The organism is Stenotrophomonas sp. 364, from assembly GCF_009832905.1.
Taxonomy (GTDB): domain Bacteria; phylum Pseudomonadota; class Gammaproteobacteria; order Xanthomonadales; family Xanthomonadaceae; genus Stenotrophomonas; species Stenotrophomonas maltophilia_AP.
This window is the reverse complement of record NZ_CP047135.1, coordinates 4076453-4103442: the sequence shown is the minus strand read 5'-3', so window position 1 is coordinate 4103442 and position 26990 is coordinate 4076453. Positions and strand designations below refer to the sequence as shown.

The following is a 26990-nucleotide window of genomic DNA, read 5'->3' as shown; positions in this document are numbered from 1 at the left end:
CCGGCACGCACCGCAGTGTCAGCCCGCTTTTGCTGGCCGCTCTTCCAGCTCTGCCAAATCGCCGTCCAGTGACTGCTCCAACGCACCCAAGCGCGAGCGCAACCGCGCACGCTGCCCACGCAGCGCCTCCAGCGTGGGCACCGGGGCGTGCTCGCCCGGCTGCACATAGCGCGCAATGCTCAGGTTGCTGCCCTGCAAGGCCAGCATCTGCGGTGACGCCAGGCAGGCCACACCGGCTACGTCCTCGCGGCGGCGGCACAGCGCCAGCACCTGCTCGGCAGCGGCCTGATCCAGCCGAGGCCCGCGCTTGGTGGCCGGCTGCAGCTGGCGCGCGTCCACAAACAGCACGTTCTCGTCGTCGCGCATCGCGCGCAGCACCAGCAGCGCAGTGGCCACCGGGCTGCCCGCAAACAGCCGGTCGGGCAGGCTGATCACGGCATCAATCAGGTTGGCGTCCAGCAGGCTGCGGCGAATCAACGCTTCCTCGCCATCGCGGAACAGCACCCCGTGCGGCACCACCATCGCAATGCGCCCGGTGTGCCGGTCCATCGTTCTAACCATGTGCTGCAACAGCGCGAGATGGCCCCACTGGCGCGGCGGCATGCCATGCACAAAGCGCTGGTGCGTATCGCGGATGCCGCGCTCGGGCGACCACGCCAGCGCAAACGGCGGGCGCGTGAGCTGCACGTGGAACCGCCGCAGCTCCCCGGTAGCATCCACCAGGGCGTCGTGCAGCAGCGGCGTGCCTGCATGCACCGCATGGTTGTCTTCGCCATGCAGCAGCAGGCGCAGGCGCGCGCAGGCCCAGGCGGTGTCGCTTTCTTCCTGGCCCAGCAACTGGTGCCGGCGTGCGCCGTGGGTGGTGCGCGCCCAGCGGCTGGCGGCCAGCAGCAGGCTGCCGTGGTGGCAGGCCACATCGCAGATGGTTTCGTCTTCGCGCGGGTCCATCAGCCCGGCCATCAGCCAGCCCAGCGGGTCGGGCACGTGGGCCACCGGCGCCGGGCTGCGGCGGGGCTGGCTGCGTTCCAGCAGGCGATCCACCGCTTGGCCGATGTCGGCCCGGTAGGTGCCGCGCAGGGGCCGGAAGTCCAGCGCCGGCACCGTCATGCGGCCCAGCACGCGAGAGAGCGCCACATCGCGCTGCTCGGCATCGCGCGGCCAGCCATCGTGCAGGCGCAGCACATCGAACACCTCGGCAAGCGTGGCGCGGTTGGCCTGGCTGAGCTGCTGCAGCGCGGTGGTGATGCGGCGGTCATTGCCGGGGGCGAAACGCTGGCGGAACAGCAGCTCAAAGCGCGCCTCGGGTGGCACCACCAGCAGCTGTGCCCCGGGCGCGGTAGGCGGCCAGTGCAGCGGTGCGCCGTAGGTTTGGTCCGGGTCCTGCGCAGCGGCGTCGGTGTCGCTGGCAATCTTGAGCAGCAACAGCGCCAACAGCAGGTAAGTGGACGCGTTGGCATCGGCGGCGTCGTTGAGGGGCTCGCGCGCGGCGCTCAGCGCGGCGTGCGTGGCGTGTGCACCGGGCAGGCCCGCCATCGTCTTCATGCGCCGCTCCCCTGCAACACCTGCTCGGCCACCACGGCAATCTCCTGTTGGCGAATGTGGATCAGCGCTTCCAGGCAGCGCTGTTCGGCCTGCGCCGCGCTGGCAATGCCCACAATGCGCCGCTGCTGCGCCACCGGCGGCATATGCACCGGCAACTGCGCTACTGCTGTTTTGCGCAGGCTCTGCTGGCGCGACCCGGCCGCCTGCTGGCGCAGGTACGCCTGTGCCGCGCGCTGGTTCAACTGCCACGCCAAAAAGGCCGGCAGCAGGTCGGGCGTGCACACCCGCAGCACATACAGGTGCGGGCTGCACACCGTGGATTCTGGCGGGTTGTGCAGCAGCATCGCCAGCGGGTGATTGCCGCGCCCGGCAATCAGAACATCCTGATCCTGCACCCAGTCGGGCGGCTTGCGCGCACGCAGCGCGGTGCGCAGCAGGTGGTCGCGTTCCTGCAGCCCATCCAGGGCAAGATTCTTGAGTTGAATGACCTGCACCGGGCCCTCCGGCACGGCAGCAATGGCACCGCGAAAGGGGTGGCCCTGGCGGATGCTGGCCACGTCGCCGAGCAGGGCAATGCGCGTGAGTGTGTTCATGCGTGCACCATGCGTTCGGGTATGCAGAGGGTCAACCGGACAGGCGGGCAGCATTCGCGATGATGCGAAGTGGAGTGCGGTGGATGTGCGGAAGTGGGACGAAGCTCGCAGGGGGTCGCAGCTGGTGCGAACGATGCGGTGAACTGGAGTTGCGGGTTTGGAGAGGTGGGGGTGATGGTGGGGCGGTGTGTGCGCGGACTAGCGGTAGCGGCGGCGGTGCCGCGCACCGATGCGACCCTGATGCGCAATGGCCAATGACCGGCCGCTCCCACGGAACGGTGGTATGGGATCTCGGAGTTGTCGCGGGTGCAGGTACATAACGATTGGATGGCTGACGGGGTAGCCAAGCCGAAGGTCTTGATGGGCATGAGGGTTCTCCTTTGCGGAGCAACCGTACTGCGCAGGTTAGGTTATCCAAAATTCCGATATTGCGGATTTCAGCTAGGCAGAGTCAGCGCGCTCCGCTGCTGACTGAGATTCCTTAACCGTCTAGGGTGCTGAGAATTCAGCAGCACGAGCGAAGCTATCCGGAGGCAATATCGCACAGCAGAAGCACGTCACTCCTCCATAGGGCATCGTGGTTGGCACCTGCGCGAGATACTATTAAAGTCATCCCTTGGCTGGGAGCTGATGTTGAAGAAGGAAACGGTTAGCAGTACTTGCCGAGAATGGGAGGGACGCCTCCCACCTGAAGCGGCTGCCAGCCAAAGGTTATCCAGTGAATGACGGGTGCGGGCAATGGCTCAACTGGAGTTCGATCAAGGAAATCGCGAGAGTCACCCAGAAATGATCTTTCTTGACTAAAGGTCTCGAAGCAATTGGTGGGCCGAGCTTGTGCTCGAATCATATGGGAGCGTCATGTAGCGAGCTTCTTGTGAGTTTGTGAATTTGATTGGGAATCTTGGGCCATTGAAGCCTTCGTGGTGCAAGGTTCGTGCAGGAGGAAATGACGTGCGGAACGCAGAATCAAGCACGGAAGCGGTCGCATCTGCCATGGAATACATAGTTGAAGTGCAATGTGTTCCGCTACCTTTTACTAGACTTCTGCGCCCCACTTGGGATGGCGCTAGGGGCATCCCTAGAAAACCCTGTGGCCGAGGTCGACCTGAGTGTGCGGGCGGCAACACGACGGGGTGTTTGACAGCCGGTTAAGTGAAATCTGCATAATCACCGCCAACGGTCGGCGCCGCGCATCTGGACGGCCAGATGATGTTCGCGGCGTTGCTTATCAAACATAGGAGCATTGATGTCCACATACAAACAGCCCACGAAGCACGCCGCGCGAACAGAAGCACTGACCCATGCAGTCGAGCTGCTTACAGCCCGGCGTGAGCAGTGCGCCATAGTCCCATCCGAGTATGTGTCAAGGATTGTCACAGAACTCGCAGACCCCAGTCGCCACCCTTCGGACCACAGCGCCTCGGCAATGATTGATGTGCAGGACATCGAATCTTGGCGCGCGTTCCGGCAATCATCCGTCGGCACCAAGCGGGCTGAAGACATCACGGTCGCCTACCTCGCTGGACCCGAGCCCACCAATGACCTTCATACCTTGATAATGCTCGGCGTACGACCAGAAAATATTTGGGCCTTTGAGATCGAGCAAGACGTGTTCGCATCTGCGCGGGAGGATGTCGAGAGATCCCAGCTGCGCGGTGTCAAACTGATGAACGTAAGCATCGAAGACTATTTCTTGGCGACGCCACGACGCTTCGATATCATCTACTTCGACGCATGCGGCCCCCTGCCGAGTCACACCGCCAAGACGGTGCAGACACTTGTTAACATCTTTCGGCATTCTGCGTTGGCGCCATTAGGGGTGCTGATCACTAACTTCAGTGAGCCGGACACTTCGAAGGAGGCAGTTCGCGATTGTTATGCGCACTTGGTGGCGGCTTATCTTTATCCCAAGAGCTTCTTGGACACGTTTGATGACCCAGAGCACACGTATACAGATGGTGCGGAGGCACAGGGCTATTGGCTGCTCCCCTTAACCGCTACAGAAGGAGGGGTCGAAGAAGGAGAGGTCGATCCCGACGAGGATTTTATCCAGCAGGTGAAAGACCATTTCAGCGACTACTATGGTTCGTTCCTTACGCGTCATGCAGTGGACATCGCCTCCGTCGTTGCACCCACCATGCGGGTTCTAAATTCTGGTCTCTTCAAAGAACTCGTCTCTGATGTCAGTGCTGCGGCGAAGCGCGGTGAGCGCTTTGTTAGTTTCGCTGCCGACGAAGAAGGCGAAGCGGCAGTTGATCTCGATCCAGATGACGACAGCGGTCACGAGGTCGTGGACTCCGATGGCGACGCGATCACGGAGCCTTCTTCATTTTCATTACTCTTCACTCTTGCGTCCTGCGGCCTTCTTCCTGTCGACGCGAACTTCTCGCCCCCTCCCGAGGAAATTCGGACATTTTGTCGGCGCTGGGCAAATCAACTAGCTGGCAAGCCTGATTCAAAGCTTACCGCGGTCGAAGCACTGTGTTGCTTCTATGCGGTGCGGCATGATGAAGCGCTGTGGTCAGCAGCCCTCAAGCGCCTTGCGTCATTCAACTACATGTCCAAGATGCCATTCCTGTGTGACGTGCCGACCTCCGAATTGGCGTTCTACCCCATGTTCGCGCAGATCGCCTACCCGGCCCACAATAATGTGGCCGAGACGAGACGTTTTCGGTATGTGGCGGAGGGGAGGAAGACCGCTATGTTCCTGGATGTTCTGCCGTTTGACGAATGCCGGTATGTCTATGACTGGCTTGCCACGGCGCCATTGATCGATGGTGACTGGCTGGATGTGTCGCGTCAGCTGGTGTTTCGCTCTGCCTTGGACGCGATCGCCAAGAACAAGCGCTGGTACCAGGACGATTTCTTGTACGGCTGCCACGTCGTTGGTATAAATAGTGATTCTTTCGACGCTCCAATGTATTCGCTTAGAGAGGTCATCTCGCTGCCATCTGAGCTCTGAAGTAGCGAGGTTTCGGCAGGACCGGTGCCAATTAAGACACTTCGCTGAAGACGCTCTCTGTCTTGGCCGCATCGCGGAGACGGCATAGCCAAGCCAATTGGGACAGAAGTGGGTCCCTGTCGGGCCTAGTTGGCGCTACCTATCTGCGGATCGGGGCCGCACCAAGTGCCAAAGAATAGTCTTTCAGGGTGAAAAATGTCATCAGATTCACAGCATTCGTCTTTCGCCGATGAACATCAAGACAAGGCAGCGGGCGACTTAGAACAACTTGCCATTAAGTTACGCACATTGATTGTAAGTCAGCCGCCGAAGGAGCTGCTGGGATATCTCTATAGCATGTTGGCGCTTTGTCAGTGGATGCAGAGGGATAGTGCTTCGAATGAGGGCGAATGCGCAGAAGGTAAGCTGCAGACGGCCTTAGGTCTTGACGAGGCGCAGTTCCTTCTGGAGTACGTGCATGCCGCTTACGCGACATCGCCTTCGTCCTCACACCGAACTTTCGACGAGGGAGTATGCACGAGGATCATCGAGGTCGCCGGGGAGCTAAGGGCAAGGTCCATGGTTGTGGCGATGATGGTGGCAGCGAGTAGCGAGGAAGCACAGTTTGGTGAGCAAACACGGAATCTTATTTTCAAGGCGCTTTCAAACTGGATCATGCTGCGCGGCCACCGACACCAAGTTCTTGAGGAGGAATTTTTCTCCTTCGCTCTAGCGCCGCACGATGAAGCGCTCAGACGGATCTACGGCGTTGGCTCTTCGGAGATAGCTCGTGGCATCCAGGACTTGGCTGATGCGATTCGCCTGGGCCACGGTCGTGCCGCCGAGACGATCCACGGCTCCATGGAGGATGCTCAAGAGTTTCTCCAAGAACGCGGTGTATCTATGGAGGATGGGCTGGGGAGCTGGCAAGCTCAGCGGCCAGAGTTGGCCGCCGCCGTAGGTCAGGCTGTCGCCGATCTCTTCCAAGGCGGCATTTGCAATGTGACTCAGCAGACGAAGCTGCCAGCGGCCCTATTGGACGACCTGTCGTACTCAGAAGGTGAGGAGCTGGACTTCTATGCTCCCGGGCCTTACAGCGGTACGCCATTGAGGACCCTCCCTGCGCGGAAGAAGCCATTGATCAAGCTGGACCATGACTCTTACCAGGTCGATCCAAGCTTTACGCGTGATGCAAGTTACCGTGCAATTCTCTATAACCTCTTGCGGCGCGAACCAGCGTATCGAGAAGAGTTCAACAGCAAGCAGAAGGACTGGAGCGAGGCTGCGTTCCAAGTGGTCTTCAAGCGCCAACTCGATGATGCGAAGGCCTTTAACGAAGTCTACTACCGGCACAAGGGGAATTGGTACGAAAATGACACCTTGCTCCTGTTGGACGATGTACTAATTCTCGTGGAAGCCAAGTCGGGCGCGGCTGCGACGATCGCATCTCCGGCCGATACCTTCAAACGTCACGCGCGTGATGTGCAAGATCTGATCGTCAAGGCCTTCACTCAGTGTCGGCGTTTCCTGGAGTATCTCAGCTCTGCGGAAGAGGTTCAGCTCTATAGTCTGGTGGATGGACGCTACGAGGAAGTCCTACGCGTACGCCTGAGCGACTATCGCCTCGTGCTACCCATTGGACTCACCGTGGAGTCATACTCACCGTTCTCGACCGGCGCAAAGGATCTCCCCGGGATTTCGCCAATCCTGGGCAAGTTCCCTTTCATTTCCTTGGCGATCGATGAGATCCAAGTACTGGATCGATTTCTGCCAACCGCCGGGCAACTCCTGCACTACTTGACCATTCGCCAAGACGCTGCGAGCTTGGAAGGAGCGGTCCTGTTTGATGAGATCGATCACCTTGGCGCCTACATTCAACAGAACCGCTTTCCGGACAATCTGCGCGAGCAACTTGCAGAAGGCCCTCAGCTGCTTTTAATGAATGGTATGTCGGCGGTAGTAGATGACTACTTCAACCGGCTGGATTGGGAAGCGACCCCACCTCCGGCGCAGTTCTTCTCCGAAGAGGTTAGCAGTCTCCTCGGAGCGATGGACAGGAAGCCGGGGGCGGCATGGTTGGAGATTGACAGCCACATTCGCGATCTCGGCGCCGAGGGGCGTGAACAGTTAGCTGGCTGCCTGCGGAACCTTCGGACGTCATTGAAGCAGCATCCGAGGCGGTACTTCAGCTTGGCGACAGGGGTTATGTTCCTATTCTGGCTTTATCGTGATGAGGATAAAGTTGAGCAGGCTGCAGTTAAAGCCACCGCTGAAGCGGTGTGCCTCTCAACAGGCGCGGAGCGAGTCTTAGCGGTCACTATTGGCGTCGATGCATCTGGCGGCTACGAAACGGTACAGGGGCAGTGGATAAGTCGATGTGCCATCACATCACCGGAGCTTAAAGCCCAAGCTGACGCATTAAGGGCGCGGAGTGAACGCCTTTGACTTCTTTGCTAGTCCAGCTGGCTTCCAATCATTTCTTATCTTGCGGTGCGGCACTTCGCACGATGATCTGCAACAATGCGGCTTTCACGGCGAATGCAGAATGCATGTTGCCAGTGCGTCGTTCTGCCAAGCGGGAGGGCCGATAAAAAATCTCGGTGATTTCTGAATTCCGAAGACGCACGGTGCTCGGTTTGCCGAAAAAGCTGGCGATGAGCGTGCCGCATTTGTTCTCACAGTTCGATTCGGTGGCGCGCAGTTTCAATTAACTGGCAATCGCCAAGCCATTATGCGACTCCATGCACATGGCGATCGCCGCTTCTGCCCGGGAGCGGACACGGGCAGAACGAAGCGAGTTCAGCGTCCCCCACATGCGGGGGATGCTGAACTCCCTTCGGGGTTGTTCTAAGGTGAAAGCCGGTCATCGTTCAAAAGCCGGGGCAGCGTATCCTGGCTAAAGTTCTACCCCCATCGGGCCTGGTATTGATGTCTTGATGGAGTGTTCGGTGGCCGTCCACGCTCGAAGGCGAACAATGTACCCTTCTCCGAGCACGTAAGGCCCGCGATACGCCGCAATCCTTATACTCAGTAAAAACGGCCGGCTTTAAATCTCGTCGCGCCCGTCTTCTTCATCACTTGTTAGAAGGAGATCGATCTGAGCCTTCAGGCGCGTTTTATCGGCCTCGAAGAATGGGGAGGGAATCACCAACCAAGCACGCCGTCCGCCCGGTAGCCGCACCGGGATTCGATCTTCACTTCCGGCGAAGTCTTCAAGCCTCCCAGCTGCCGGTGGTGGCATGGTATGCGGCGCTGAAGTGATAAACGTAGCACCCATAGGTGTATATGGAGACTCTGTTGAATTTGACTCGTCTGGCTCAGGAGTGATCTCCGCCTCGTCCCGTTGACCTGGGGCATAGTAACCGGCGAACTCTACCGACTGGCGGAACGCAACAAGAACAGACTCTGCAGCTGCAGGTGCGAAGCCGCGCTGGATGAGCTCGAACCTAAGGTTGGGGTCTGAGGGCAACGCGGACGTGTACTTGTCTAGTAGTTCCCCATACAACGCTGGGGCGCGAAGGAACTTTTTGAGGATGTCAGCCTTCAGCGATTCACTTGGCGCGAACTTGAGAGATTCCACGTCCTTTGAAATAGCCAGGACACCATCTGACACGCGCTCGGCTAGGCCGAAGTACCTGAGAGAAGCGATCATCTGTAGAGCGCTTCCGCTATTTGCTGATTTGTAGCCCATGTTCTGGGCGAATACCTCGGTGGGAGCAGCATGCAGCCGCTCTTTGCCATAGACCCTCAGTGCCCTGTCAAGGGCTTCGGAAAGCGAGCTTGACGGAGCTCGCGGACTCTTCTTCCTGACAGTGGCGTTCATTGGCGACTCAACTGAAGATGTTTCGCGAATTAAACCACAGAAGCCGCGGCTTTTCCATTTCCTCTTAAGTGGTTGATAATATTCAAAAAGATTACGATCAATCCTTGTTTGATGCCAGAATTCGCCATTCGCGAATAGCGAATACGGCGTTTGCGCGAAGTTCTATGAGAGTATTCGCTTCTCGGCAAGTCGGAGTGCGCAAGTGGCTCACCGTCAGTTGGTTCTGAAACCACAAGATATCGTGGTCGCGCTAAAAATCGCAGTCAATCGAAACGAACCCATGACTTACGCACGGATGGGCGCTGAGTTGGGAATTTCTGCCTCTGAAACCCACGGCTGCGTCAATCGCAGCTTGGAGGCGGGTCTCCTTACGCGTCTCGCAGGGTCCACCGGAGCTATCAACGGCGCATTAGCGGAATTCATCTTACATGGGGTCAAATACTGCTTTCCAGCGACATTTGGTACGCTCGCGGTAGGCATGCCAACCGGCGCCTCGGCACCGGCGCTACGCGAGAGCTTTTCATCCGATGGAACTGACTACGTATGGCCCTTCTCCGGCGGGTCCGTTCGCGGGATTGCTCTCTATCCACTCTATCCTTCAGTGCCGCGTGCAGCTCAGGTCGACAATAAACTGTACGACGCGCTCACCTTGGTGGACGCCATCAGGGCTGGCGCTGCACGCGAGCGGGAGCTGGCCACCATACAGTTACGGAAAATACTCGCATGATCCGGCACCAGGCGAACCTTGCGCTTCTTGAGCTCGCGGCGGCGGCATTGGATCCTCTTCTTCCAGAGCTTGCATTAGTTGGAGGGTGCGCAGTTGCCGTGCTCGTCACGGATGTCACAAGGCCTGAGGTCCGCGCCACCATTGATGTAGATCTGGTTGCCGAAGTCACAACATACACGGACTACCTCGTGCTCTGCGATAGGCTACGAAGCCTTGGGTTCCGGGACGCCGGTGATCTAACGTGCCGGTTTAGGAAGGATGCGCTGATCGTGGACGTTGTGCCGATCGAGGAGTCAATCCTAGGGTTCGGAAATCCGTGGTTTGAGGCGGCCGCAAGAGAGGCTGTTTACTTTGAAATGCCCAGTGGGCGCTCGATTAGGCACGTCACTGCGACCTATTTACTGGCGACTAAGCTGGGTGCATTCCGAGGGCGTGGTAATGGTGACTATATGCACCACGACATCGAGGACATCGTGAACCTAGTCGATGGGCGGCCGTCTGTCGTGGACGAAGTAATTGCTACGGGTGGAGATGTACGTGAGTACATTGAGGAGCAATTTGACGCGCTTTTATCTGACAAGGCCTTCGGTGACTCGATCCAAGGACACTTTCACCCCTCAGAGAATCACGCTCTGCGAGTTCCGATAGTGCTGGAACGTATGCGGCGACTTGCCGGACTATAAGACGCCCTTCGTTTGCTGGGTTGCGGGTTCGGGACGCGTATGGGCAAAGTCAGCACCGGTGAAGTAGGTGAATTAGCTCGGGGGTTTGCGGAAAGACGGCCCTAGGTTGGGTGTTCGCTTGGCCGAAAGCCGACATCCACGAGGCCGCGACCGAGTAGAGAGGACGCCTTTTCCCCACGGTGATAGCCAGTTAGGCCACGCCAACCCGCCCACTCTCCCCACGCCGCACCAACCGCTCCCGCACCTTGTCATACACCAGGTTGTACACATACGTGTAAGGCAGGAAGAACGCGATCAGCCCCATCTCCAACAGGAACGCATCCCAGTAGGAAATGGACAGCCACCACGCGGCCAGCAGCACCACCACCAGCACCAGCCCGCCTTCAAGGCCCACCGCATGCCCGATGCGCACCGGCATAGTCCGCTTGAACCCGAACTTCTTTTCCACGCGCTCGAACATCGCGTTGTACAGCATGTTCCACAGCATGGCGCAGGTGGCCAGGGCGGTGGTGAGTACGCCGGTGTCGAACAGCGACTTGCCCAGCACGTACGACATCACCGGTGCGCACAGGCACAGATTGGGGGCTCGCCTGACCCCGGTTTCAACTACCGCCCTGCCCAGAACTGGGGACGTTGTTGATATGCTCGTGCAAGGCAGATCTCAACGCACAAGGAACGCGGCGTGATGAAGCACCATCTCCAATGGACTGGCTGCTCGGCAGTTTTTCATTTTTTATGTGTGGTAGCACTTCAAACCGGTGCCCTGTCCATTGCAACATTGGTCATAGGGCTGCCACTGGGATTCTTCGACGTCGAGGTGGCTCAGGCGGTCGGGCCCGTCTGGCGCGTGATCATTGATCAAGCACTCAGTTGCGCGGCGATATTTACCGTATGCGCGCTCTTCGCGTTCTGGCGCCCGCACAGGTGTTTTCTGGCGATGACGCTGTCATTCATCGCGACAGAGCTGATTTTTCAGCGCCTTTCATGGCTTACAGGCGGTGTTGAGCAGCCATGGCTTTTAGTCATTCTGTCTCTTGTACTATCAGCCGGCTGCGCTCTCTGCGGCGCCGCTCTGGGTAGGGCGTTGAAGAGGTACAAGGCTGACCAGGTCGCCCGCGGGACGCCTGACGTCTTCTTTCAGCCGGAGCCAATGCGTGAAGGTTCGCCCGCAGGGTAATCGGCAGTGAAGGTTGCCTGTACGCGACGAAAGACCAGGAGCGCGCGTCCTGTCGGCGCGCACGCCCCCATCATCAGGCCTCGCTAACCCGCCCAGCCTGACTCCGCCGCACCAACCGCTCCCGCACCTTGTCATACACCAGGTTGTACACATACGTGTAAGGCAGGAAGAACGCGATCAGCCCCATCTCCAACAGGAACGCATCCCAGTAGGAAATGGACAGCCACCACGCGGCCAGCAACACCACCACCAGCACCAGCCCGCCTTCAAAGCCCACCGCATGCCCGATGCGTACCGGCACGGTGCGCTTGAACCCGAACTTCTTTTCCACGCGCTCGAACATCGCGTTGTAGAGCATGTTCCACAGCATGGCGCAGGTGGCCAGGGCGATGGTGAGCACGCCGGTGTCGAACAGCGACTTGCCCAGCACGTACGACATCACCGGTGCGCACAGGCACAGGGCAATGCCTTCAAACAGCACGGCGTGGACAACGCGGTCCCAGAGGGTCTTTTCAGCTTTCATGGTGCAGCACCTGATGGTCGCCGCCGGCAGGGCCGGGCGCGCGGGGAGCGGATCGAAGGAGGGGGAGGGGCGGCGATCAACGCTCGTAGCGCGCCCGGGAGCCATGGTATAAGTTTCAAAATTGGTGAAAAACCCCCAATAGCGTAGGCGGCCGTTTCATATATGAAACACTTTCCGTGGGACAACCTGATGGTGCTGTTGGCGGTGGTGCGCGGCGGCACCCTGCGCGAAGCCGCCAAGGCCGCGCGGATGAGCACGGCCACGCTGTCGCGCCGGCTGGATGCGCTGGAAGAGCGCCTGGGCGGCAAGGTGGTGGAGCGCACGTCCACCGGCTGCATTCCCACCGAGCTGGGGCAGCGGGTGTTCGCGCTGGCCGAGCAGATGGAAGAGGCCGCCGACGAGATCGCCCGCGAGGCCGATACGCCCAAGGAGCTGGTGGGCACGGTGCGCATCAACGCCGACGAATGGGCCAGCTTCCTGCTGATCACCCTGCTGCCCGGGCTGAACCGCCTGCACCCCGGCCTGGGCGTGGAGGTGCTTACCTCGCGCGAGCCCTACAACCTTGCCCGCCGCGAGGCCGACGCGCTGCTGCGCTACGGCCCACCCGACACCACCGACCTGCGCGGCGACCGCGTGGGGCGGGTGGAGTACGCGCTGTATGCCAACCAGGCTTACGCCGCGCGGCGGCAGACGGCCATCGCCAACCAGGCGTGGCATGAGCTGGAATTCGTGGGGCTGGACGAGCCGCGCGTGGAGTTCGAGGTAGAACGCTGGCTGCGTACCTTGCCCGGCGCCAACCGCCCGTGGCTGCGCTGCAACTACTCAGTGGGCGTGCTGGACGGCGTGACCGCCGGCGGCGGGCTGGGCGTGATTGAACGCACGGTGGCCGAACACGTGGGTGGCCTGGTGCGCGTGCGCGATGCGCCGGCGCTCACCCAGGACGTGTGGCTGTGGACGCACCGCTCGCTGTATGAAACGCCGCGCTTCCAGGCCGTGCGCGATTTTCTCAAGCACGCCTGGCTCAACGCGGTGGCCGAACGCGAGCCGCCCTCGGCGTAGGGCTGCAGGCGGGGGCTACGCCGCGCTGATCAGGAAGAAGTGGAAGTCCGAGTCGTCGGGCGGCGCCGGCGTCTCGATGGTCAGGGCCATCTTCGGCAGGTTCCGGCGCCAGAACGCATGGGCCACCGTGTCGTTGCGGAACGTGGCCAGCAACCAGCGGCCGCTACCCGGCACCACCAGGCGGGCAACCACCTCGCGTGCGATGCCCTTGCCGCGGTGCGTGGGCAGCACGAACAGGTCGGCCAGTTCGGGAATGCGGTGGCCCTCGTGCTCCACCTCGTCCACCAGCACGAACCCGCACAGCGCGCCGTCCAGCCACAGCAACTGCGCCCAGGTGGGCGTCTCGCGCAGGTTGGCTTCCACATCGGCGCGGGCGCAGTCGTAGGTGCCGTCGGGGGCGATCTGCTCGCCGCTCCATGCCGACGCTTCGAAGTAATACAGCTGCAGCAGGCGGTGCAGCACGTCGGTGTCGGCAACCGAGGCGGCGCTGAGCGTGAGTCCTCGCATGGGGCATTCCTTTCCGGGTGGGGCGAGGGTGGCGGCCATCATAGGCGGCTGCCTTGCTGCTGCACAGGTAGCCCATTCACGCAGCTGAGCAGGCACGGCGGGCGGAATGGTATGTGGCCATTCCGCACCGCCATATGCACGGCGATTCGCCCGCAAACGCAGCCATTGCAGGCACTACGCGGCATGGACGCGCGCGGGTGCGGCTGGCTTGACGATTTTCTGAGGTTTCTCCCACGCGTCCTTAACCCGGCGCTGCACAGCATTGCCCCACCCCGGCATTCCGCCGGTGGGCTCCGGAGACCTTCCATGACCCAGCAGCGCAAGCAGGATTCCCAGAATCAACGCGACCAGCAGCAACAGCAGCAGGAAGAGCAGCAGCGCAACCAGAACCAGCAGCAGGGGTGGCAGGACGAGGAAGAGTGACGGCCACCGGCACGGCCGCCCCCGGAAGCCCCGCGTGATGCGGGGCTTCTTCGTTTGCGCCGGGCTGCGGCGCATCGCGTAGCATGCGGGCATCAAGCAACCGGACGCTGTGATGCACGCCAGGACGACGCAACTGTGGCAGTGGGTGATGGTGCTGTGCCTGCTGCCGGTACTGGCGCTGGCCGCGCCCACCCCCATCCCCGACCTGCACGACCCGGTGGTGGACACCGTGCAGGTGCTGTCGGCCGATGAAGCCCAGCAACTGCGCACCCAGGCGCTGGAGCTGCAGGCACGGCGCGGTGCGCAGCTGCAGGTGCTGGTGGTAGACAGTGCCGGCGACGAGGGCATCGAAGCCTATTCGCAGCGTGTGTTCGACCAGTGGCAGATCGGACGCAAGGGCGTGGACGATGGCGTGTTGCTGCTGCTGGCGATGGGCGACCGCCGCGTGCGCATCCAGACCGGTTACGGGCTGGAAGGGGCGATCCCCGATGCATATGCGCAGCGCATCATCGACCAGGCCATCATTCCGCGGCTGCGCGAGGGCAAACCCGGCCAGGGCATCCTCGAGGGCAGCGCGCTACTGGTGGGCCTGATCGACGGCGAGGCGCTGCCGCTGCCTGCCGAGACCGACAACGTGGTGCGCCTGCCGCAGGACTGGCGCCGTGGCGACAGCATCGTGGCGCTGGCACTGCTGGCCGGGGCGTTGGTGGGTGCATGGGCCCGCCGCGCGGGGCAGCGTGGCGTGCCCAGCCGCTGGTGGCGGGTTCCGTCGCTCATGCTTGCGGTGGTGTGCGTGGGCGCGCTGGCCTGCGCGCTGATCACCCCCGGCGCTACGGCCGCGCTGGCGATCGCCATGGGCATGCTGGTGCCGGTGGCCATGGTGCTGGGCTGGCTGTGGGTGGACAGCCGCCGGGCGCGCTGGGTGCTCTCATTCCTGCTGGTGGCCGCGGTGGGGGCAAGCGTGGCCAGTGTGGCGATGGGCCGGCCGGTTCCCAGCCTGGCGCTGCACCTGCTGCTGGTGTTCGTGCTGTCCATTGCGGTGGGCCTGGTCACCCTGTGGGTGGCCGCGCTACGCACCAGCTGGCGCACCGGCAAGCTGGGGTTCTTCGTGCGGCTGGTGTTCCTGTGCGGGGTGTCGGCGGTGTACGCGTGGCTGGTCCACCGCACCTATGCGAACTTCGGTGATGACGCGGGCCTGGTGATGGTGATTGCCGGTGGCTTCTTCCTCTACATCACCTGGACCATGGTGATGGGCTTCCACCAGCGCCCGCAGCCGGGCAGCCGGGGCAAGGGCGGGCGGCGCACGCGGCGCAGCGACCGCGACTCGAGCAGCAGCTCGTCCAGCAGTTCGTCCAGCTCGTCCAGCAGTTGGTCCGGCGGTGGCGGGCGCAGTGGCGGCGGGGGGGCCTCGGGCAGCTGGTAGCGCCGGGTTACGCCGACTGCACGCCCCAGCCCAGTGCGGCATCTTCCAGCATCGCATCGGCATGCACGCCGCTCAGCCGCACCTGCAGGCCCTGTGCATTGGGCAGCCAACGTTGCTCAGGGAACCAGCGGCGGGTGGCGTCCACCACGATCAGCAGGCCCTCGTCATCGCCCATCGGCGCGAAGTACGGCGTGGGCGTGGACAGCGGCGCCAGGCCGAACGTGGTTTCGATCCGGGTCTGCAGCGCGGCGACGGCGTGGGTCGGCACGCCCACCTCGCTGATGCAGGTCATCTCGCTGCCGTGGAACGCGCCGGTGCGCTCCGACGCGGGCAGGCGACGGCGGGCGATGAGTTCGAGGATGAGCTCATCGGGCCCGGTGAAGTAGATGGATTCGGAATCCCACCGGCCTTCGAAGGTGAAATGTTCCTGGCCTTCGGCATTGCGTTGGCGCGTGGCGCGCGCATCCAGCCAGGCGGTGGCGGCGGCGAAGCGGTTGTGCGGCACGTTGAAGGCGAGGTGGACGCCGCCCACGGGGACATTGCCTGCGGGGATGAGGTGGAGCTGGCTCCAGCCGAGCGTGACCGTTGCGTCATGCACGGGAAGCTGAAGCACATCGGCGAAATAGGCGGCCGTGGCGGCAACGTCGGCAGTGGGGAGCGTGAGCTGTTCAATGCGCATGCCTGCCATGGTGCGACGGTGCGGGGCAGGCGTCCAGTGGTTACGTGGCTGCGGGGATTTGCAGCTGCGCGGCCATGTGTTTGATCACCCCATGGATGATGGTTCGCAGCATGCGCATCTCACCTTCCAGGGTGACGCCGGCTACGCTGGCCCACTGCGGGTTCTCCTGCTCCACGGTGGCATAGAGCGCCTCGGCTTCGCCAACGATGGTGGCGGCCATGGTGGCCACGCGTCGCTGTGCCATGCGCGCCGGGAGCTTCAGCGCGACCGCTGCTTCGATGAGCACCTCTGGCGTGATGTCGGCAAAGCGCTTCACCCCCATGATGTCTCCCGCCACGGTTGATGCCTGCGGCCACGCCGCATTCTCATGCTTGTAGGCGCGTGTGCTTCCCGCCACGGTGCTGAGCAGGTCGTAATGCGGCGCCAGGTCGACACCATCCTTGCCCACCCTGAAACTCAGGTTCTTCAAATGGGCGTCATCGTTGCCGACCAACACATTGAAGACCAACCAGTCGAACAGGCGACGCCGTGCGCTGAGCTTCTCGCGGCAGTGTTCAACTATGGCCGCCAGGTTCTGCACGGTTGCGGAGGCGTACTTGGCGCTACGTGGCAAGTTGAGCAGCTGGCAGCCGTCGATGGCATGCAGGCGGCGGACGCCGTCGCCGGTGACCTCGCGGTCGAAGCGCGCGATCAGGAACACCGGCTCGGGCACGTAGCGGCGTTGCACATCGGGGGTTGGCAGGCCCATGGCACGCGCCAGCCGCAGGGTGAACCACTCGTTGATCACCGTGTGGGGGTAATCGGGATCGCTGCTGTCGGGCTTGAGGATATGCGTGGACGCTGCATCGCCGACTGGCTGGTACAGGCCATCGTCTTCAATCACCGCCAGCTTGTGCTGCGCACCGGCGAGCGACATGCGCTTTTCCGCACCACTGCTGAGCGAGAACCGGGGCAGTCTGCCGATGCGGCGGGACAGCTCCGCGTCGGACAAGGGCACCCGGGTGCCCGGTGCCAGCATCTTGCCGGGTGGCAGCAGCGTCAGTGAGCCGGCCGACTCGGCGCCATCGTGGGCCAGCAGGGCGAAGTCATCGTTGCCTGCGATGTTCGCCTCGGCGGCGATGCGTACACGCAGGTGCTCTTCGGGTAGCAGGTTGTCGAAGTACCACTGCACCGGCCGCGACGTGCTGCCATCGACAATGCGCCCATCGCGGCGCGGCAGCCACGGCGACAGATCGAACCCATCGGGAGTGTCATGCCATGCCCGCGTGTACTCGAAGCGCCACAGGTTGCGGTACTCCTGCAGGGTGCCCACAGTCTGGCCGTCGATGGTGGCCAGGAGTGAGCGCTCGGGTGCATGCAGGCGTTCCGTCGCCACGCTGTCTGCGGCCGACGCCTCACCGGTGCTGGGGGGCGCCGGGGTCACGACGTGCGCCCCTTCTTCTTCGGCTGCTCGTGCAACCGTGCCATGGCAGCATCCGGAACGTCGATCTCAACCTGCAGACCGAGCTCGCTCAGCACATTGAACAGCTTCTGCCATTGCACGGTTCCGCCGCCGCGTTCGACCTTGGCCAGGAAGTTCTCGCTGACGCCAATACCCTCGGCGGTGTCGTCCTGCCGCATGCCCTGGTACTTGCGGGTGGCGCGCACCAAGGCACCCAGATCTTCGGCGCGTTGCAGCTTGACCTTCATGAGGAATCCTCGTGATCGTGCGGATCTCTTGGCTTGAAGCTGGAGATTACGCCATATTCCTTATGAGCGTGAGGATTCAGCCCGTACATCGCCCCGTCTGGTCAGATTCCTTATGCTTGTAAGGATTCACGCGCATTCCGTCGCTACAGGGAGAGAAATCCTCACGATTGAAAGGATTTGTTCGGGCGGGGTCGGTTCCGGCCGGAAAGGATCGCGGGGGCCGCCAATGACGACCATCTCCCATGCCGCAGCAACGTGCCTTACCCCGCCTGCGGCAGCGGTGCATCCACCGCCACCAACCCACGCGTGCGCAGCGCATGCCAGAACGCAGCCGGAATCTCCGCATCCACCAACGCCAGGTTCTCTGCGATGCGGCTCGGCTGGCTGGCGCCGGGAATCACCGCCGCTACGGCCGGATGCGCCAGCGAGAACTGCAGGGCGGCCGCGCGGATGTCCACGTTGAACGCGGCGCACACCGCACGCAGGGCGTCCACGCGGGCCAGGATGTCGGGCGTGGCCTGCTGGTATTCGTAGTGCGTGCCGCCGGCCAGGATGCCGGAGTTGTACGGGCCGCCCACCACGATGCCCAGGCCGCGCGCGGTGCTTGCCGGCATCAGGGTGCGCAGTGCGTCGGCGTGGTCCAGCAGGGTGTACCGGCCGGCGATCAGGAAGCCGTCCGGGTCGGCCTGCTGCAGCGCCATTTCGCACGGTTCCACGCGGTTGACGCCTAGACCCCAGGCGCTGATGACGCCTTCCTCGCGCAGCCGGGTCAGGGCCTTGGCCGCGCCGTTCATGGCGATGTCGAATACGTCGCGCCAGCCTTCGCCGTGGAAGTCGCGGGCGGGGTCGTGAATCCACACGATGTCCAGGCGGTCGGTCTTCAGGCGCGTCAGGCTGGCCTCGATGGCGCGCAGCGTGCCGTCGGCGGTGTAGTCATAGACGATCTTGTTGGGCAGGCCGTGCTCGAACAGGCCGCCTTTCTCGCCGAGGTCGCGCTGCGTGGTGTCTTCGCGCTCATCCAGGATCAAGCGCCCCACCTTCGTGCTGAGTACGTAGTCGTCGCGCCGGTGCTGCTGCAACGCCGTGCCCAGCCGGAGCTCGGCAAGGCCGGCGCCGTACATGGGGGCAGCGTCGAAGTAGCGGACGCCCTGTTGCCAGGCGGCCTCTACGGTGTCGAGGGCTTCCTGCTCGGGGATGTTGCGGTACATGTTGCCAAGCGGGGCGGTGCCGAAGCCCAACCGGGTGGGGACTGAAATGCGCATGGGGGGTCTCGATGTGGGGGAGGTGTGCGGCGGGCGGAAGCAAATGGCTCGCCTACGCGCCTGCGATTTCCGGCAGGGCTGCGTTCGGCGAGCGGTCGGCCGCGGGTTGGGAATGGAAAAGCGGCAGCACGTACTCGGCGATCTCGTGGAAGGTTTCCTCCATCGGGCGCTGGTTGCGCCGCACGTGCAGGCCGATGTGATCGACGCCCGCCGCGCGCATGGCGTGCAGTTCGGTGATCAATGCGTTGCGCCCGCCCGTGAAGCCGAAGCGCCAGCGGCGCATCGGTGCATCCGGGTGCGCGTCCAGTTCCATGTGGATGAAGCTGGCATACGGCTTGGTACCCGCAACCGCGCGCCACGCGGCCACGCGTCGGGCGTGCTCTTCGGGTGTGCCAGGGAAGGCCAGGCTGCCATCCATGTGCTGGCCGATCCAGGCAGGGGTTTGCTGAGAAAGCCCGGCCACCAGCAGCGGCAGCGGCGCGGACGGGCGGGGCAGCAGGTCCAGCGGTTCGGGCAGGTGCGCGCGCGCGTGGTCGCGCAGCAGGTCTACCTGGCTGCGGAAGTTGGCGCCCCGACCGGGGAAGTCGCGGCCGAACAGCGGGTACTCCACCGGGCGGTCGCCGCTGGCCACGCCCATCAGCAAGCGGTTGCCGCTGAGCTGCTGCACCGTGGCGGCAGCCTTGAGCGTCAGCAGCGGCTCGCGGATGGGTAGCACCACGGCGGCGGTGCCCAGCAGGATGTCCTGGGTAATGCCGGCCAGGTAGCCAAGGTAGGTGAACACCTCGAACACCTGCGCGGCATCGCCGAAGGACGGGTCGTAGACGGGCACGTCGCGCACCCACAACGCCCGGAAGCCGAGCTGGTCCACCAGCTTGGCCAGGTCCGCATGGCGCTGCATGTCTGGCTCGCCGGGCAGCCGGCCGCTGTTCCGTCGGGCGAGTTCGCCAGCGGGGGTCCAGTCGTTGTCCAGCGGCGCTTCCACACCGATGCTGAAGCCGCCGGCGGTGAGGCGGGAGAGGGCGCTGGCGTTGGGTGCGTGCGAGGCGGGGGACATGGGGAGATCCAGTGGGGCCGTTGGTACGGGTGGCCGACAGTCTGGTGGCTGGATCTTTGCGGAGTAAGCGGGGAATGCGGGAATTTCTTTTGCGCTGGAATCAATAGTCAACGAGCGGGAAGCTGGGATTCAGCCAATCCAGCGGGACGGCTATCGATTCATGCACCCCCACCGCGATCCAACTGGCGATACCCGATCGCCTCGGCCACATGCGCCGTCCGAATGCCCTCACTCCCCTCCAGGTCGGCCACCGTCCGCGCCACGCGAAGAATGCGATGCATCGACCGCGCGGACAGCTGCAGTCGTTCGACCGCATCCTCAAGTAGTTGCCGATCCGCAGTAGACAGCCGGCAATGCTGCGCCAGCTCGCCGGGCTGCAACTGCGCATTGGCCTTCTCGCTGCGGCCCAGCTGCACCTCGCGCGCTGCCACCACCCGCGCCCGCACCGTGCTGCTGTCTTCGCCGTACGGCGTGTCATCGCGGAGTTCGTGCGGCTCCAACCGCGGCACCTCCACATGCAGGTCGATGCGGTCCAGCAGCGGGCCGGACACGCGACCGCGATAGCGCTGGATGCCATCCACGGCGCAGCGACAGCGTCCGCTCCGGTCGCCGGCCCAGCCGCAGGGGCAGGGGTTCATCGCCGCCACCAGCTGGAAGCGTGCGGGAAATGCTTCACTGCGTGAGGCGCGGGCGACCACCACCTGGCCGGACTCCAATGGCTCGCGCAGTACCTCCAGGGCGTGCCGGCTCCACTCGGGCAGTTCATCCAGGAACAGCACGCCGTTGTGTGCCAGCGATATTTCGCCCGGACGCGGGAACGAGCCGCCGCCCACCAGCGACACCGCGCTGGCGGTGTGGTGCGGTGATCGGTACGGGCGCTGCCGCCAACGCGCGGTGTCGATGCCGCCGCCGGTGCAGGACGCCACCGTGGCGGTCTCCAGTGCCTCCAGCTCGGTGGCGTCGGGCAGGATGCCGGGCAACCGCGAGGCCAGCAGCGTCTTGCCGCAGCCCGGCGTGCCGATCAGCAACAGGTGGTGGCCCCCGGCAGCGGCTACCTCGAGCGCTCGCCGTGCCTGCGGTTGGCCGCGTACGTCGCGCAGGTCGGGCATGGGCAGGCTGGCGACGTCGGCAGGCAGGGCCTTGGGCAACGTGCGCTCACTCAGACCAGCGCATGCTTCCAGCAGTGTCCGCGCCACGCGCACATCCGCGTGCCCGGCCAAGCCGGCTTCGGCGGCGTTTTCCGGTGGGACGATCAGGGTGCGACCGAGCCGGGCGGCGGCAAGCGCGGCGGGCAGCACGCCGTTCACCCCGCGTAGCTCACCGGTCAGCGCAAGTTCGCCCAGGAATTCATAGCGCGACAAGACCTGCGTATCGATCTGCCCGCTGGCGGCGAGGATGCCCAGCGCAATGGCCAGATCAAAGCGTCCGCCTTCCTTGGGCAGGTCGGCCGGGGCCAGGTTGATGGTGATGCGGCGCTGTGGAAATTCGAATTGCGAACAGACGATGGCGGCACGCACGCGGTCCCGCGATTCGCGCACGGCGGTTTCCGGCAGGCCCACCATCTGGGTGTGCGGCAGGCCGCCGGAGAGCAGTACTTCAATGCGGACGGCAGGCGCGTTGACGCCTGCGCGGGCACGGCTGTGGACCAGCGCCAGGCTCATGCGGTTACCGGGGTTGGTTGGGGTGAGGGCGATGATGGCGGCTGCGCGCAGCCCGGTATGTAGGCGCTCGCACCGGCGTGGCGTCGGGCTTCTGCGGTCGCGGCCGTTCATGCGCTGCCGCTAGACTGGACGCCTCCCTGCATCGCCCGAACATTCAACCTGATGGATATGCCGCACCACCCCAGCCCGGTCCACCTCATCGCCATTGATATGGATGGCACCCTGCTCAACCCCGCCCACAAGCTCACGCCGCGGGTGAAGCAGGCCATTGCCGCGGCCCGCGCGCAGGGCGTGCGGGTGGTGCTGGCCAGCGGCCGGCCGGTGTCCGGGCTGGCGCCTTTCCTGGCCGAGCTGGGGATCGAGGGCGATGCGGAGTTCTGCATCGCCTGCAATGGCGCGGTGGTGGAGAACCTCGGCAGCGGCCAGCGCGTGGTCGAGTACCCGCTGAGCTTCGAGGACTTCCTGTTCTGCGAACGCATCGCGCGTGATCTGGGCATCCACTTCCAGGCGCTGGATGGCCGGCGCATGTACACGCCCAACCAGGACATCAGCATCTACACGGTGGCCGATTCGCACCTGTCGCACGTGCCGCTGTCGTACCGGCGGGTGGAGGACATGGACCCGGCGATGCAGTTCATCAAGCTGATGATGATCGACGAGCCGCACGTGCTGGATGCAGCGATCGCGCGCCTGCCATCGGAACTGACCGACCGTTTCGCGGTGCTCAAGAGCGCGCCGTTCTTCCTGGAGGTGTTCGACCACCGGGCGGGCAAGGGACCGAGCCTGCAGAAGCTGGCCGCGCACCTGGGCGTGGACGCGGCCAACGTGATGGCACTCGGCGATCAGGAGAACGACCTGACCATGCTCCAGTTCGCCGGGACCAGCGTGGCGATGGGCAACGCGATCGAGGCGGTGAAACAGACGGCGCGCTTCGAAACCGCGACCAACGCCGAGGACGGCGTGGCGCTGGCGATCGAGCGGTTTGTGCTGCAAACGGCCTGATGCGGCCTGGCTCAGCCTGCCGGCGTGTCGCTGCTGCGCGCTTCCAGCTCGGCCACGGTCTTTTCCAGCGCCTCCAGCTTTTCGCGGGTCTTGAGCAGCACCGCGCGCTGTACGTCGAATTCCTCGCGGGTGACCAGGTCCAGTTTGCCCAGCCCGGCCTGCAGCGCGGTCTTGAAGGTGGCCTGCAGTTCCTCGCGCGACTGGCGCAGGCCCGGCGGGACCATGTCGCTCAGGCGACGGGCCAGGTCATCAAGGTGGTTGAGGTCGATCATGCTACTGCTCCGCAGGGTATACGCTAAGGATAGTCCGCCACGCCGGCGCCGGCACTGACCGCGCGCATCGCGTTCACCGGGGGACAGGCGTTATCCTCGCTCGCCGGAATACAGGAGCCAAGCAGAATGAAGATGGTCATGGCGGTGCTCAAGCCGTTCAAGCTCGACGACGTGCGCGAAGCACTGGCCGAGCGCGGCGTCACCGGGATCACGGTCACCGAGGTGAAAGGCTTCGGGCGCCAGAAGGGACATACCGAGCTGTACCGCGGCGCGGAGTACGTGGTGGACTTCCTGCCCAAGGTGAAGATCGAGGTGGCCGTCACCGATGGCCAGGTCGAGGAAGTGGTGGAGGCCATCGTGAAGGCCGCCGGCACCGGCAAGATCGGCGACGGCAAGGTGTTCGTGTACGACCTGGGCAGCGTGGTGCGCATCCGCACCGGTGAGCTGGACGCTGACGCGCTGTAAGTTGTGTTTGCCGGGCAGAGCCTGGCACTACGGTCCGCTGTAAGCGGGTGGGGTTGGTATGGCCGAAACAGCGGCCGGGTTTATGCGTGGCCCTTGAACCAGCGGTAGAAGCGCTTCCAGCCCACGCGCAGGCTGGCCACCCAGCGCGGGTCGGCCACCAGTGCGGCCTGCGACGGCGTGGGCGTCAGGCCGGTCAGGCGCTGGCGCATCTTCAATAGGTTCTTCATGTCGCTGCGGCGCAGCTGGCGCGAAACCGGGTGCACCGGCAGCCAGCGCGGGCTGCGCCAGGCCGAGGTGAAGTCCACCAGCACCGGCACCCCGCCGCTGACCATCACGTTGGTGCCATGCAGGTCGTTGTGGGTGATGCCGGCCGCGTGCAGGCGGGTGAGGGCGTACTGCAGCTGCTCGAACACCTCCGCGCCGACCGACTGGGCCGCGCTCAGGGTCTGGCCGGGAATGAACTCCATGCCCAGCGCCAGCCCGCCGATGGTGCCCAATAGGGCCGGGGCATGCTTCCAGCCACTCAGGCGCTGCAGGATGCGGGCCTCGCGGCGCACCAGCAGGCGCGCCACTGGCGACAGCGGCGTGCCGCGGTAACGGGTGTAGTCCTTGACCACGGCCTGCTGGCCGTTGAGGCAGGTGCGGTAGACGTCCGGTTCAAGCAGGCGTTCGCCGCGCTTGAGCAGCTCGGCCGGGGCGGTGTCGGTGCCGACACACGAAGCAACAGGAGTATTCATGGCGTTCTTTGGGCGACCCGGTGGACGGCGCAAAGCGTCAGGCGTACCGGTGCTGCTACTGGGGAGGGGTGGGTATCAAGATTTCGTTAATTTTAATACTCACCAGTACACCAATCCAGAGAATGTCGGAGAAATGTCGTAGCCGGGGGTGGAACAGTTCGTCACGTGAAATCGGACAATTCTGTATCACTCGCTAGAATTGCGTTATCGATCAAGCGCTTGCGGAACGGCCGGCTGGGCAATGCGTTCAAGGAACGCCAGTAGTGCGTGGCGCAGCAACGCCGACCATCGCGAAAAAAGCCTTGGTAGGCCTCGCTGAGGGGCGGGTAGGCGGCGGTGAGGGGGTGGCGGTGCATCGGGGTAGTCCAGGCCCCGCGTTCAGGCACGGCGCGCTGAACAGGCCCCACCGCCCGCTTGACCCCGGCGCACCCGGTGCCGACCATACGCCGTTGATCGCGACATGGGCGGCCGCCCCTCTCTGGCACGTCCCCGCCCCCTGACGCCTTACCGGTGCCGGTATCTGCCGTGCATCGCCCCCACGTTTCGGTTCCGGCCCTGCCGGAGGAAGACTGATGACCAAGATCGTGCTGGCAGCGCTGTTCATCGCCTGCGTGCTGTATATCCATTTCCGTGGCAAGGTGCGCGCGCGCTGGTCGCGGCAGCTGCTGGACCACTCCAGCTTCATGGCCCCCATCAACGTGATCATGTACATGTTCTCGAAGGTGCCGACCACGCCGTTCCTGGACCCGGGCAAGGAATTCCCGCAGCTGGAACCGTTGCGCCAGAACTGGCAGATGATCCGCGACGAGGCGCTGGCGCTGCGCGATGCGGACAAGATCGCCGCGTCCAGCACGTTCAACGATGCCGGCTTCAATTCGTTCTTCCGCCGCGGCTGGAAGCGCTTCTACCTGAAGTGGTACGGCCCGTCGCATTCGTCGGCCAAGGCCCTGTGCCCGAAGACCACCGCGCTGCTGGAGTCGCTGCCGGACGTGCGCGCGGCGATGTTCGCGCAGCTGCCCTCGGGCAGCGAGCTGCGCCCGCACCGCGACCCGTTCGCCGGTTCGCTGCGCCTGCACCTGGGCCTGACCACGCCCAACGACGATGGCTGCTACATCGTGGTGGATGGCATCAAGAAGAGCTGGCGTGATGGCGAGTGGATGATGTTCGATGAGACCTACATCCACCACGCGCACAACGAGACGCCCGACGACCGGGTGATCCTGTTCTGCGACATCGCCCGCCCGCTGCGCTTCGGCCTGCCGGGCCTGTTCAACCGCGCGGTGGCGTCCACGCTGCTGGCCGGTGGCGCCTCGCCGAACCTGCCGGGCGACCCCACCGGTGGGGTCAACAAGGCGTTTGGCGGCGTGTACAAGGTGCGGCTGAAGGCCAAGGCGCTGCGCGAGCGCAGCGTGGTGGCCTACCAGGTGATCAAGTGGGGCCTGGTGCTGGCCGTGATTGCCGGGATCTGGGCGATCTGAGGCCAGGGGTTCATGGGGTTGCCGGCCAGCGGCCGGCACTACCGGAAACGCAAAAAACCCGCGCTGTTGCCAGCGCGGGTTTTTTGTTGCCTGCGTGGAGGTGGGCAGCACCGACCAACGGTCGGTGCCTACCGCCATCGCGGGGTTTTCCGGTCAATGCCGAACCCGACGCCGACCGGTCAACGCCAACGCCGGCACCGACCGGGTCAATGCCAACGTCGGCATCGACCGGTAGAGCCGACCGTTGGTCGGCTGGCCGCGCACAGCGCGGCAACGATCGACACCGGCGCTTACCGCATCAGCCCTTCAGGGCCGCCGCCACGAACGGCGGGGTGACCAGCACGCCGGTGTGCAGCGCGGCGGTGTAGTACAGCGTGTCGAACGCCTTGCCAGCCGAATCGGCCTGGCGGAAGTCGAAGCTGCTCTCGCCCTTGCGGGCCAGGGTCACGCTCCACCAGCCGGTGGGGTAGCACGGCTGCGGGAACGGCAGGGTCTTGAACGAACCGAAGCCCGCCTTGCCCATCTCGGTGCGCATTTCGTTGATCAGGTCCAGCTGCATCAGCGGCGATTCGGACTGCTGCACCAGGATGCCGTCGTCCTTGAGGGCCTTGAAGCAGCTCTCGTAGAAGGCCTTGTTGAACAGGCCTTCGCCCGGGCCGACCGGGTCGGTGGAATCCACGATCACCACGTCCACGCTGCCGGCCGGGCAGTTGGCCATGTAGGCCACGCCGTCGTCGAACATCAGCTCGGCGCGCGGGTCGTCGTTGGAATCGCACAGCTCCGGAAAGTGCTTGCGGGCCATCACGGTGACCTGCTCGTCGATGTCGCACTGGGTCACGCTCTCCACGCCCTTGTGTTTGAGCACTTCGCGCAGGGTGCCGCAGTCGCCGCCGCCGATGATCACCACGCGCTTGGGCGCGGCGTGGGTGAACAGCACCGGGTGGCTGATCATCTCGTGGTAGAAGAAGTTGTCCTTGCTGGTCAGCATGATGGCGCCATCGATGGTCATCAGGTTGCCCCAGTCGGTGGTCGCGAAGATCTCGATCTTCTGGAACGGCGACTGCACTTCATCCAGCTTGCCGCTCAGGCGGTAGCCGATGGCCGAGCCGGTGCGCTCGAAGTGCTCGATGTACCAGTTGTTGTTGTCAGTCATGGAATAGCAGTCCTGTTCGGAAGGGTGTTGGAGCCGGGCTGGCGGCGGTGCCGCGTGGCGCAAGCCACGTCCGGACGGGTTGCCCGTTCAGGTTTCAAGCCTGAGCACGGGCGCGGG

Annotated in this window: 25 protein-coding genes and 1 pseudogene; 10 read left to right on the top strand and 16 right to left on the bottom strand. The window is 63.8% G+C overall.

Features of this window, described 5'->3' with window-relative positions; genetic code table 11:
- Nucleotides 1-18 precede the first annotated feature (18 nt).
- Complete coding sequence (locus GQ674_RS18380; RefSeq protein ID WP_159498220.1) at nucleotides 19-1542, bottom strand: N-6 DNA methylase; 1524 nt, start codon at nucleotides 1540-1542, stop codon at nucleotides 19-21.
- The gene (locus GQ674_RS18375) at nucleotides 1539-2135 is read right to left on the bottom strand and encodes a restriction endonuclease subunit S (protein WP_159498219.1); all 597 of its coding nucleotides are present in this window, start codon (nucleotides 2133-2135) and stop codon (nucleotides 1539-1541) included. The genes GQ674_RS18380 and GQ674_RS18375 overlap by 4 nt, the downstream gene beginning before the upstream one ends.
- A gap of 1246 nt (nucleotides 2136-3381) precedes the next feature.
- Here GQ674_RS18375 and GQ674_RS18370 point away from each other — a divergent pair.
- Together GQ674_RS18370 and GQ674_RS18365 are read left to right on the top strand one after the other, a co-directional pair.
- Nucleotides 3382-5097 carry a class I SAM-dependent methyltransferase gene (locus tag GQ674_RS18370; protein WP_159498218.1) on the top strand — a complete coding sequence of 572 codons (1716 nt, stop codon included), beginning with the start codon at nucleotides 3382-3384 and terminating at the stop codon, nucleotides 5095-5097.
- 195 nt (nucleotides 5098-5292) lie between these two features.
- A complete protein-coding gene (locus GQ674_RS18365) occupies nucleotides 5293-7521 on the top strand; it encodes a hypothetical protein (protein WP_159498217.1) in 2229 nt (742 codons plus the stop codon).
- Between the two features lie 28 nt (nucleotides 7522-7549).
- On the opposite strand, the gene GQ674_RS18360 is transcribed toward GQ674_RS18365, so the two are convergent.
- Nucleotides 7550-7783 (bottom strand): hypothetical protein, encoded by a 234-nt coding sequence (locus GQ674_RS18360; RefSeq protein WP_159498216.1) that lies wholly within the window; start codon nucleotides 7781-7783, stop codon nucleotides 7550-7552.
- 339 nt (nucleotides 7784-8122) lie between these two features.
- Nucleotides 8123-8899 (bottom strand): hypothetical protein, encoded by a 777-nt coding sequence (locus GQ674_RS18355; protein ID WP_159498215.1) that lies wholly within the window; start codon nucleotides 8897-8899, stop codon nucleotides 8123-8125.
- A 202-nt stretch (nucleotides 8900-9101) separates the two neighbouring features.
- On the opposite strand from GQ674_RS18355, the gene GQ674_RS18350 reads away from it, so the two are divergent.
- Complete coding sequence (locus GQ674_RS18350) at nucleotides 9102-9626, top strand: hypothetical protein (protein ID WP_159498214.1); 525 nt, start codon at nucleotides 9102-9104, stop codon at nucleotides 9624-9626.
- On the top strand, nucleotides 9623-10309 hold the full coding sequence (locus GQ674_RS18345; RefSeq protein WP_159498213.1) for a hypothetical protein: 687 nt from the start codon (nucleotides 9623-9625) through the stop codon (nucleotides 10307-10309). The genes GQ674_RS18350 and GQ674_RS18345 overlap by 4 nt, the downstream gene beginning before the upstream one ends.
- Nucleotides 10310-10499: 190 nt before the next feature.
- Here the strand turns inward: GQ674_RS18345 and GQ674_RS18340 are convergent, their stop codons facing one another.
- Nucleotides 10500-10865 (bottom strand): PACE efflux transporter, encoded by a 366-nt coding sequence (locus GQ674_RS18340; protein ID WP_159498212.1) that lies wholly within the window; start codon nucleotides 10863-10865, stop codon nucleotides 10500-10502.
- A gap of 129 nt (nucleotides 10866-10994) precedes the next feature.
- Between GQ674_RS18340 and GQ674_RS18335 the strand changes: the two genes are divergently transcribed.
- A complete protein-coding gene (locus tag GQ674_RS18335) occupies nucleotides 10995-11486 on the top strand; it encodes a hypothetical protein (RefSeq protein ID WP_159498211.1) in 492 nt (163 codons plus the stop codon).
- Between the two features lie 73 nt (nucleotides 11487-11559).
- On the opposite strand, the gene GQ674_RS18330 is transcribed toward GQ674_RS18335, so the two are convergent.
- Complete coding sequence (locus GQ674_RS18330; RefSeq protein WP_159498210.1) at nucleotides 11560-12009, bottom strand: multidrug/biocide efflux PACE transporter; 450 nt, start codon at nucleotides 12007-12009, stop codon at nucleotides 11560-11562.
- A gap of 162 nt (nucleotides 12010-12171) precedes the next feature.
- On the opposite strand from GQ674_RS18330, the gene GQ674_RS18325 reads away from it, so the two are divergent.
- Entirely contained in the window at nucleotides 12172-13068 is an 897-nt protein-coding gene (locus tag GQ674_RS18325) for a LysR family transcriptional regulator (RefSeq protein ID WP_159498209.1), read from the top strand.
- A 15-nt stretch (nucleotides 13069-13083) separates the two neighbouring features.
- On the opposite strand, the gene GQ674_RS18320 is transcribed toward GQ674_RS18325, so the two are convergent.
- Complete coding sequence (locus GQ674_RS18320) at nucleotides 13084-13575, bottom strand: GNAT family N-acetyltransferase (protein WP_159498208.1); 492 nt, start codon at nucleotides 13573-13575, stop codon at nucleotides 13084-13086.
- A gap of 571 nt (nucleotides 13576-14146) precedes the next feature.
- On the opposite strand from GQ674_RS18320, the pseudogene GQ674_RS21745 reads away from it, so the two are divergent.
- A pseudogene (locus GQ674_RS21745) lies at nucleotides 14147-14617 on the top strand (TPM domain-containing protein); the annotation flags it as partial.
- An 811-nt stretch (nucleotides 14618-15428) separates the two neighbouring features.
- Here the strand turns inward: GQ674_RS21745 and GQ674_RS18310 are convergent.
- From GQ674_RS18310 to GQ674_RS18285, 6 genes are all read right to left on the bottom strand, one after another.
- Nucleotides 15429-16100 (bottom strand): VOC family protein, encoded by a 672-nt coding sequence (locus GQ674_RS18310; RefSeq protein ID WP_159498207.1) that lies wholly within the window; start codon nucleotides 16098-16100, stop codon nucleotides 15429-15431.
- A 40-nt stretch (nucleotides 16101-16140) separates the two neighbouring features.
- Nucleotides 16141-17523, bottom strand: coding sequence for a HipA domain-containing protein (locus GQ674_RS18305; protein WP_236546123.1), 1383 nt, complete (start codon nucleotides 17521-17523; stop codon nucleotides 16141-16143).
- Entirely contained in the window at nucleotides 17520-17789 is a 270-nt protein-coding gene (locus GQ674_RS18300; protein WP_159498206.1) for a helix-turn-helix domain-containing protein, read from the bottom strand. Before GQ674_RS18300 ends, GQ674_RS18305 begins: the two co-directional genes overlap by 4 nt.
- A 260-nt stretch (nucleotides 17790-18049) precedes the next feature.
- The gene (locus GQ674_RS18295; RefSeq protein ID WP_159498205.1) at nucleotides 18050-19051 is read right to left on the bottom strand and encodes an aldo/keto reductase; all 1002 of its coding nucleotides are present in this window, start codon (nucleotides 19049-19051) and stop codon (nucleotides 18050-18052) included.
- 52 nt (nucleotides 19052-19103) lie between these two features.
- Entirely contained in the window at nucleotides 19104-20105 is a 1002-nt protein-coding gene (locus tag GQ674_RS18290; protein WP_159498204.1) for a TIGR03571 family LLM class oxidoreductase, read from the bottom strand.
- Nucleotides 20106-20263: 158 nt separating this feature from the next.
- Nucleotides 20264-21766: a YifB family Mg chelatase-like AAA ATPase gene (locus GQ674_RS18285; protein ID WP_159498203.1), complete on the bottom strand. Its 1503-nt coding sequence runs from the start codon at nucleotides 21764-21766 to the stop codon at nucleotides 20264-20266.
- 162 nt (nucleotides 21767-21928) lie between these two features.
- Here GQ674_RS18285 and yidA point away from each other — a divergent pair, with 162 nt between their 5' ends.
- Nucleotides 21929-22768, top strand: a complete 840-nt coding sequence (yidA, locus tag GQ674_RS18280) for a sugar-phosphatase (protein WP_159498202.1) — start codon at nucleotides 21929-21931, stop codon at nucleotides 22766-22768.
- Nucleotides 22769-22779: 11 nt separating this feature from the next.
- On the opposite strand, the gene GQ674_RS18275 is transcribed toward yidA, so the two are convergent.
- The gene (locus GQ674_RS18275) at nucleotides 22780-23040 is read right to left on the bottom strand and encodes an accessory factor UbiK family protein (RefSeq protein ID WP_159498201.1); all 261 of its coding nucleotides are present in this window, start codon (nucleotides 23038-23040) and stop codon (nucleotides 22780-22782) included.
- A gap of 126 nt (nucleotides 23041-23166) precedes the next feature.
- Between GQ674_RS18275 and GQ674_RS18270 the strand changes: the two genes are divergently transcribed.
- Nucleotides 23167-23505, top strand: a complete 339-nt coding sequence (locus GQ674_RS18270) for a P-II family nitrogen regulator (RefSeq protein WP_038685739.1) — start codon at nucleotides 23167-23169, stop codon at nucleotides 23503-23505.
- Nucleotides 23506-23585: 80 nt separating this feature from the next.
- Here GQ674_RS18270 and GQ674_RS18265 read toward each other — a convergent pair whose 3' ends face one another.
- Nucleotides 23586-24242, bottom strand: a complete 657-nt coding sequence (locus tag GQ674_RS18265) for an RIO1 family regulatory kinase/ATPase (RefSeq protein ID WP_159498200.1) — start codon at nucleotides 24240-24242, stop codon at nucleotides 23586-23588.
- A 572-nt stretch (nucleotides 24243-24814) separates the two neighbouring features.
- Here GQ674_RS18265 and GQ674_RS18260 point away from each other — a divergent pair.
- A complete protein-coding gene (locus GQ674_RS18260; RefSeq protein WP_201290179.1) occupies nucleotides 24815-25720 on the top strand; it encodes an aspartyl/asparaginyl beta-hydroxylase domain-containing protein in 906 nt (301 codons plus the stop codon).
- 298 nt (nucleotides 25721-26018) lie between these two features.
- Here the strand turns inward: GQ674_RS18260 and speE are convergent, their stop codons facing one another.
- Nucleotides 26019-26873 (bottom strand): polyamine aminopropyltransferase, encoded by an 855-nt coding sequence (gene speE, locus GQ674_RS18255; RefSeq protein WP_159498199.1) that lies wholly within the window; start codon nucleotides 26871-26873, stop codon nucleotides 26019-26021.
- Nucleotides 26874-26990 lie beyond the last annotated feature (117 nt).

What these genes read in the sequence shown, in the direction of transcription:
- GQ674_RS18355 (WP_159498215.1), bottom strand. Translation starts at nt 8,899, where the DNA reads ATGAACGCCACTGTCAGGAAGAAGAGTCCGCGAGCTCCGTCAAGCTCG.
- GQ674_RS18265 (WP_159498200.1), bottom strand. Translation starts at nt 24,242, where the DNA reads ATGAATACTCCTGTTGCTTCGTGTGTCGGCACCGACACCGCCCCGGCC.
- GQ674_RS18325 (WP_159498209.1), top strand. Translation starts at nt 12,172, where the DNA reads ATGAAACACTTTCCGTGGGACAACCTGATGGTGCTGTTGGCGGTGGTG.
- GQ674_RS18370 (WP_159498218.1), top strand. Translation starts at nt 3,382, where the DNA reads ATGTCCACATACAAACAGCCCACGAAGCACGCCGCGCGAACAGAAGCA.
- GQ674_RS18345 (WP_159498213.1), top strand. Translation starts at nt 9,623, where the DNA reads ATGATCCGGCACCAGGCGAACCTTGCGCTTCTTGAGCTCGCGGCGGCG.
- GQ674_RS18365 (WP_159498217.1), top strand. Translation starts at nt 5,293, where the DNA reads ATGTCATCAGATTCACAGCATTCGTCTTTCGCCGATGAACATCAAGAC.
- GQ674_RS18290 (WP_159498204.1), bottom strand. Translation starts at nt 20,105, where the DNA reads ATGTCCCCCGCCTCGCACGCACCCAACGCCAGCGCCCTCTCCCGCCTC.
- speE (WP_159498199.1), bottom strand. Translation starts at nt 26,873, where the DNA reads ATGACTGACAACAACAACTGGTACATCGAGCACTTCGAGCGCACCGGC.
- GQ674_RS18310 (WP_159498207.1), bottom strand. Translation starts at nt 16,100, where the DNA reads ATGCGCATTGAACAGCTCACGCTCCCCACTGCCGACGTTGCCGCCACG.
- GQ674_RS18260 (WP_201290179.1), top strand. Translation starts at nt 24,815, where the DNA reads ATGACCAAGATCGTGCTGGCAGCGCTGTTCATCGCCTGCGTGCTGTAT.
- GQ674_RS18320 (WP_159498208.1), bottom strand. Translation starts at nt 13,575, where the DNA reads ATGCGAGGACTCACGCTCAGCGCCGCCTCGGTTGCCGACACCGACGTG.
- GQ674_RS18295 (WP_159498205.1), bottom strand. Translation starts at nt 19,051, where the DNA reads ATGCGCATTTCAGTCCCCACCCGGTTGGGCTTCGGCACCGCCCCGCTT.
- GQ674_RS18375 (WP_159498219.1), bottom strand. Translation starts at nt 2,135, where the DNA reads ATGAACACACTCACGCGCATTGCCCTGCTCGGCGACGTGGCCAGCATC.
- GQ674_RS18340 (WP_159498212.1), bottom strand. Translation starts at nt 10,865, where the DNA reads ATGTCGTACGTGCTGGGCAAGTCGCTGTTCGACACCGGCGTACTCACC.
- yidA (WP_159498202.1), top strand. Translation starts at nt 21,929, where the DNA reads ATGGATATGCCGCACCACCCCAGCCCGGTCCACCTCATCGCCATTGAT.
- GQ674_RS18380 (WP_159498220.1), bottom strand. Translation starts at nt 1,542, where the DNA reads ATGAAGACGATGGCGGGCCTGCCCGGTGCACACGCCACGCACGCCGCG.
- GQ674_RS18300 (WP_159498206.1), bottom strand. Translation starts at nt 17,789, where the DNA reads ATGAAGGTCAAGCTGCAACGCGCCGAAGATCTGGGTGCCTTGGTGCGC.
- GQ674_RS18285 (WP_159498203.1), bottom strand. Translation starts at nt 21,766, where the DNA reads ATGAGCCTGGCGCTGGTCCACAGCCGTGCCCGCGCAGGCGTCAACGCG.
- GQ674_RS18335 (WP_159498211.1), top strand. Translation starts at nt 10,995, where the DNA reads ATGAAGCACCATCTCCAATGGACTGGCTGCTCGGCAGTTTTTCATTTT.
- GQ674_RS18330 (WP_159498210.1), bottom strand. Translation starts at nt 12,009, where the DNA reads ATGAAAGCTGAAAAGACCCTCTGGGACCGCGTTGTCCACGCCGTGCTG.
- GQ674_RS18275 (WP_159498201.1), bottom strand. Translation starts at nt 23,040, where the DNA reads ATGATCGACCTCAACCACCTTGATGACCTGGCCCGTCGCCTGAGCGAC.
- GQ674_RS18270 (WP_038685739.1), top strand. Translation starts at nt 23,167, where the DNA reads ATGAAGATGGTCATGGCGGTGCTCAAGCCGTTCAAGCTCGACGACGTG.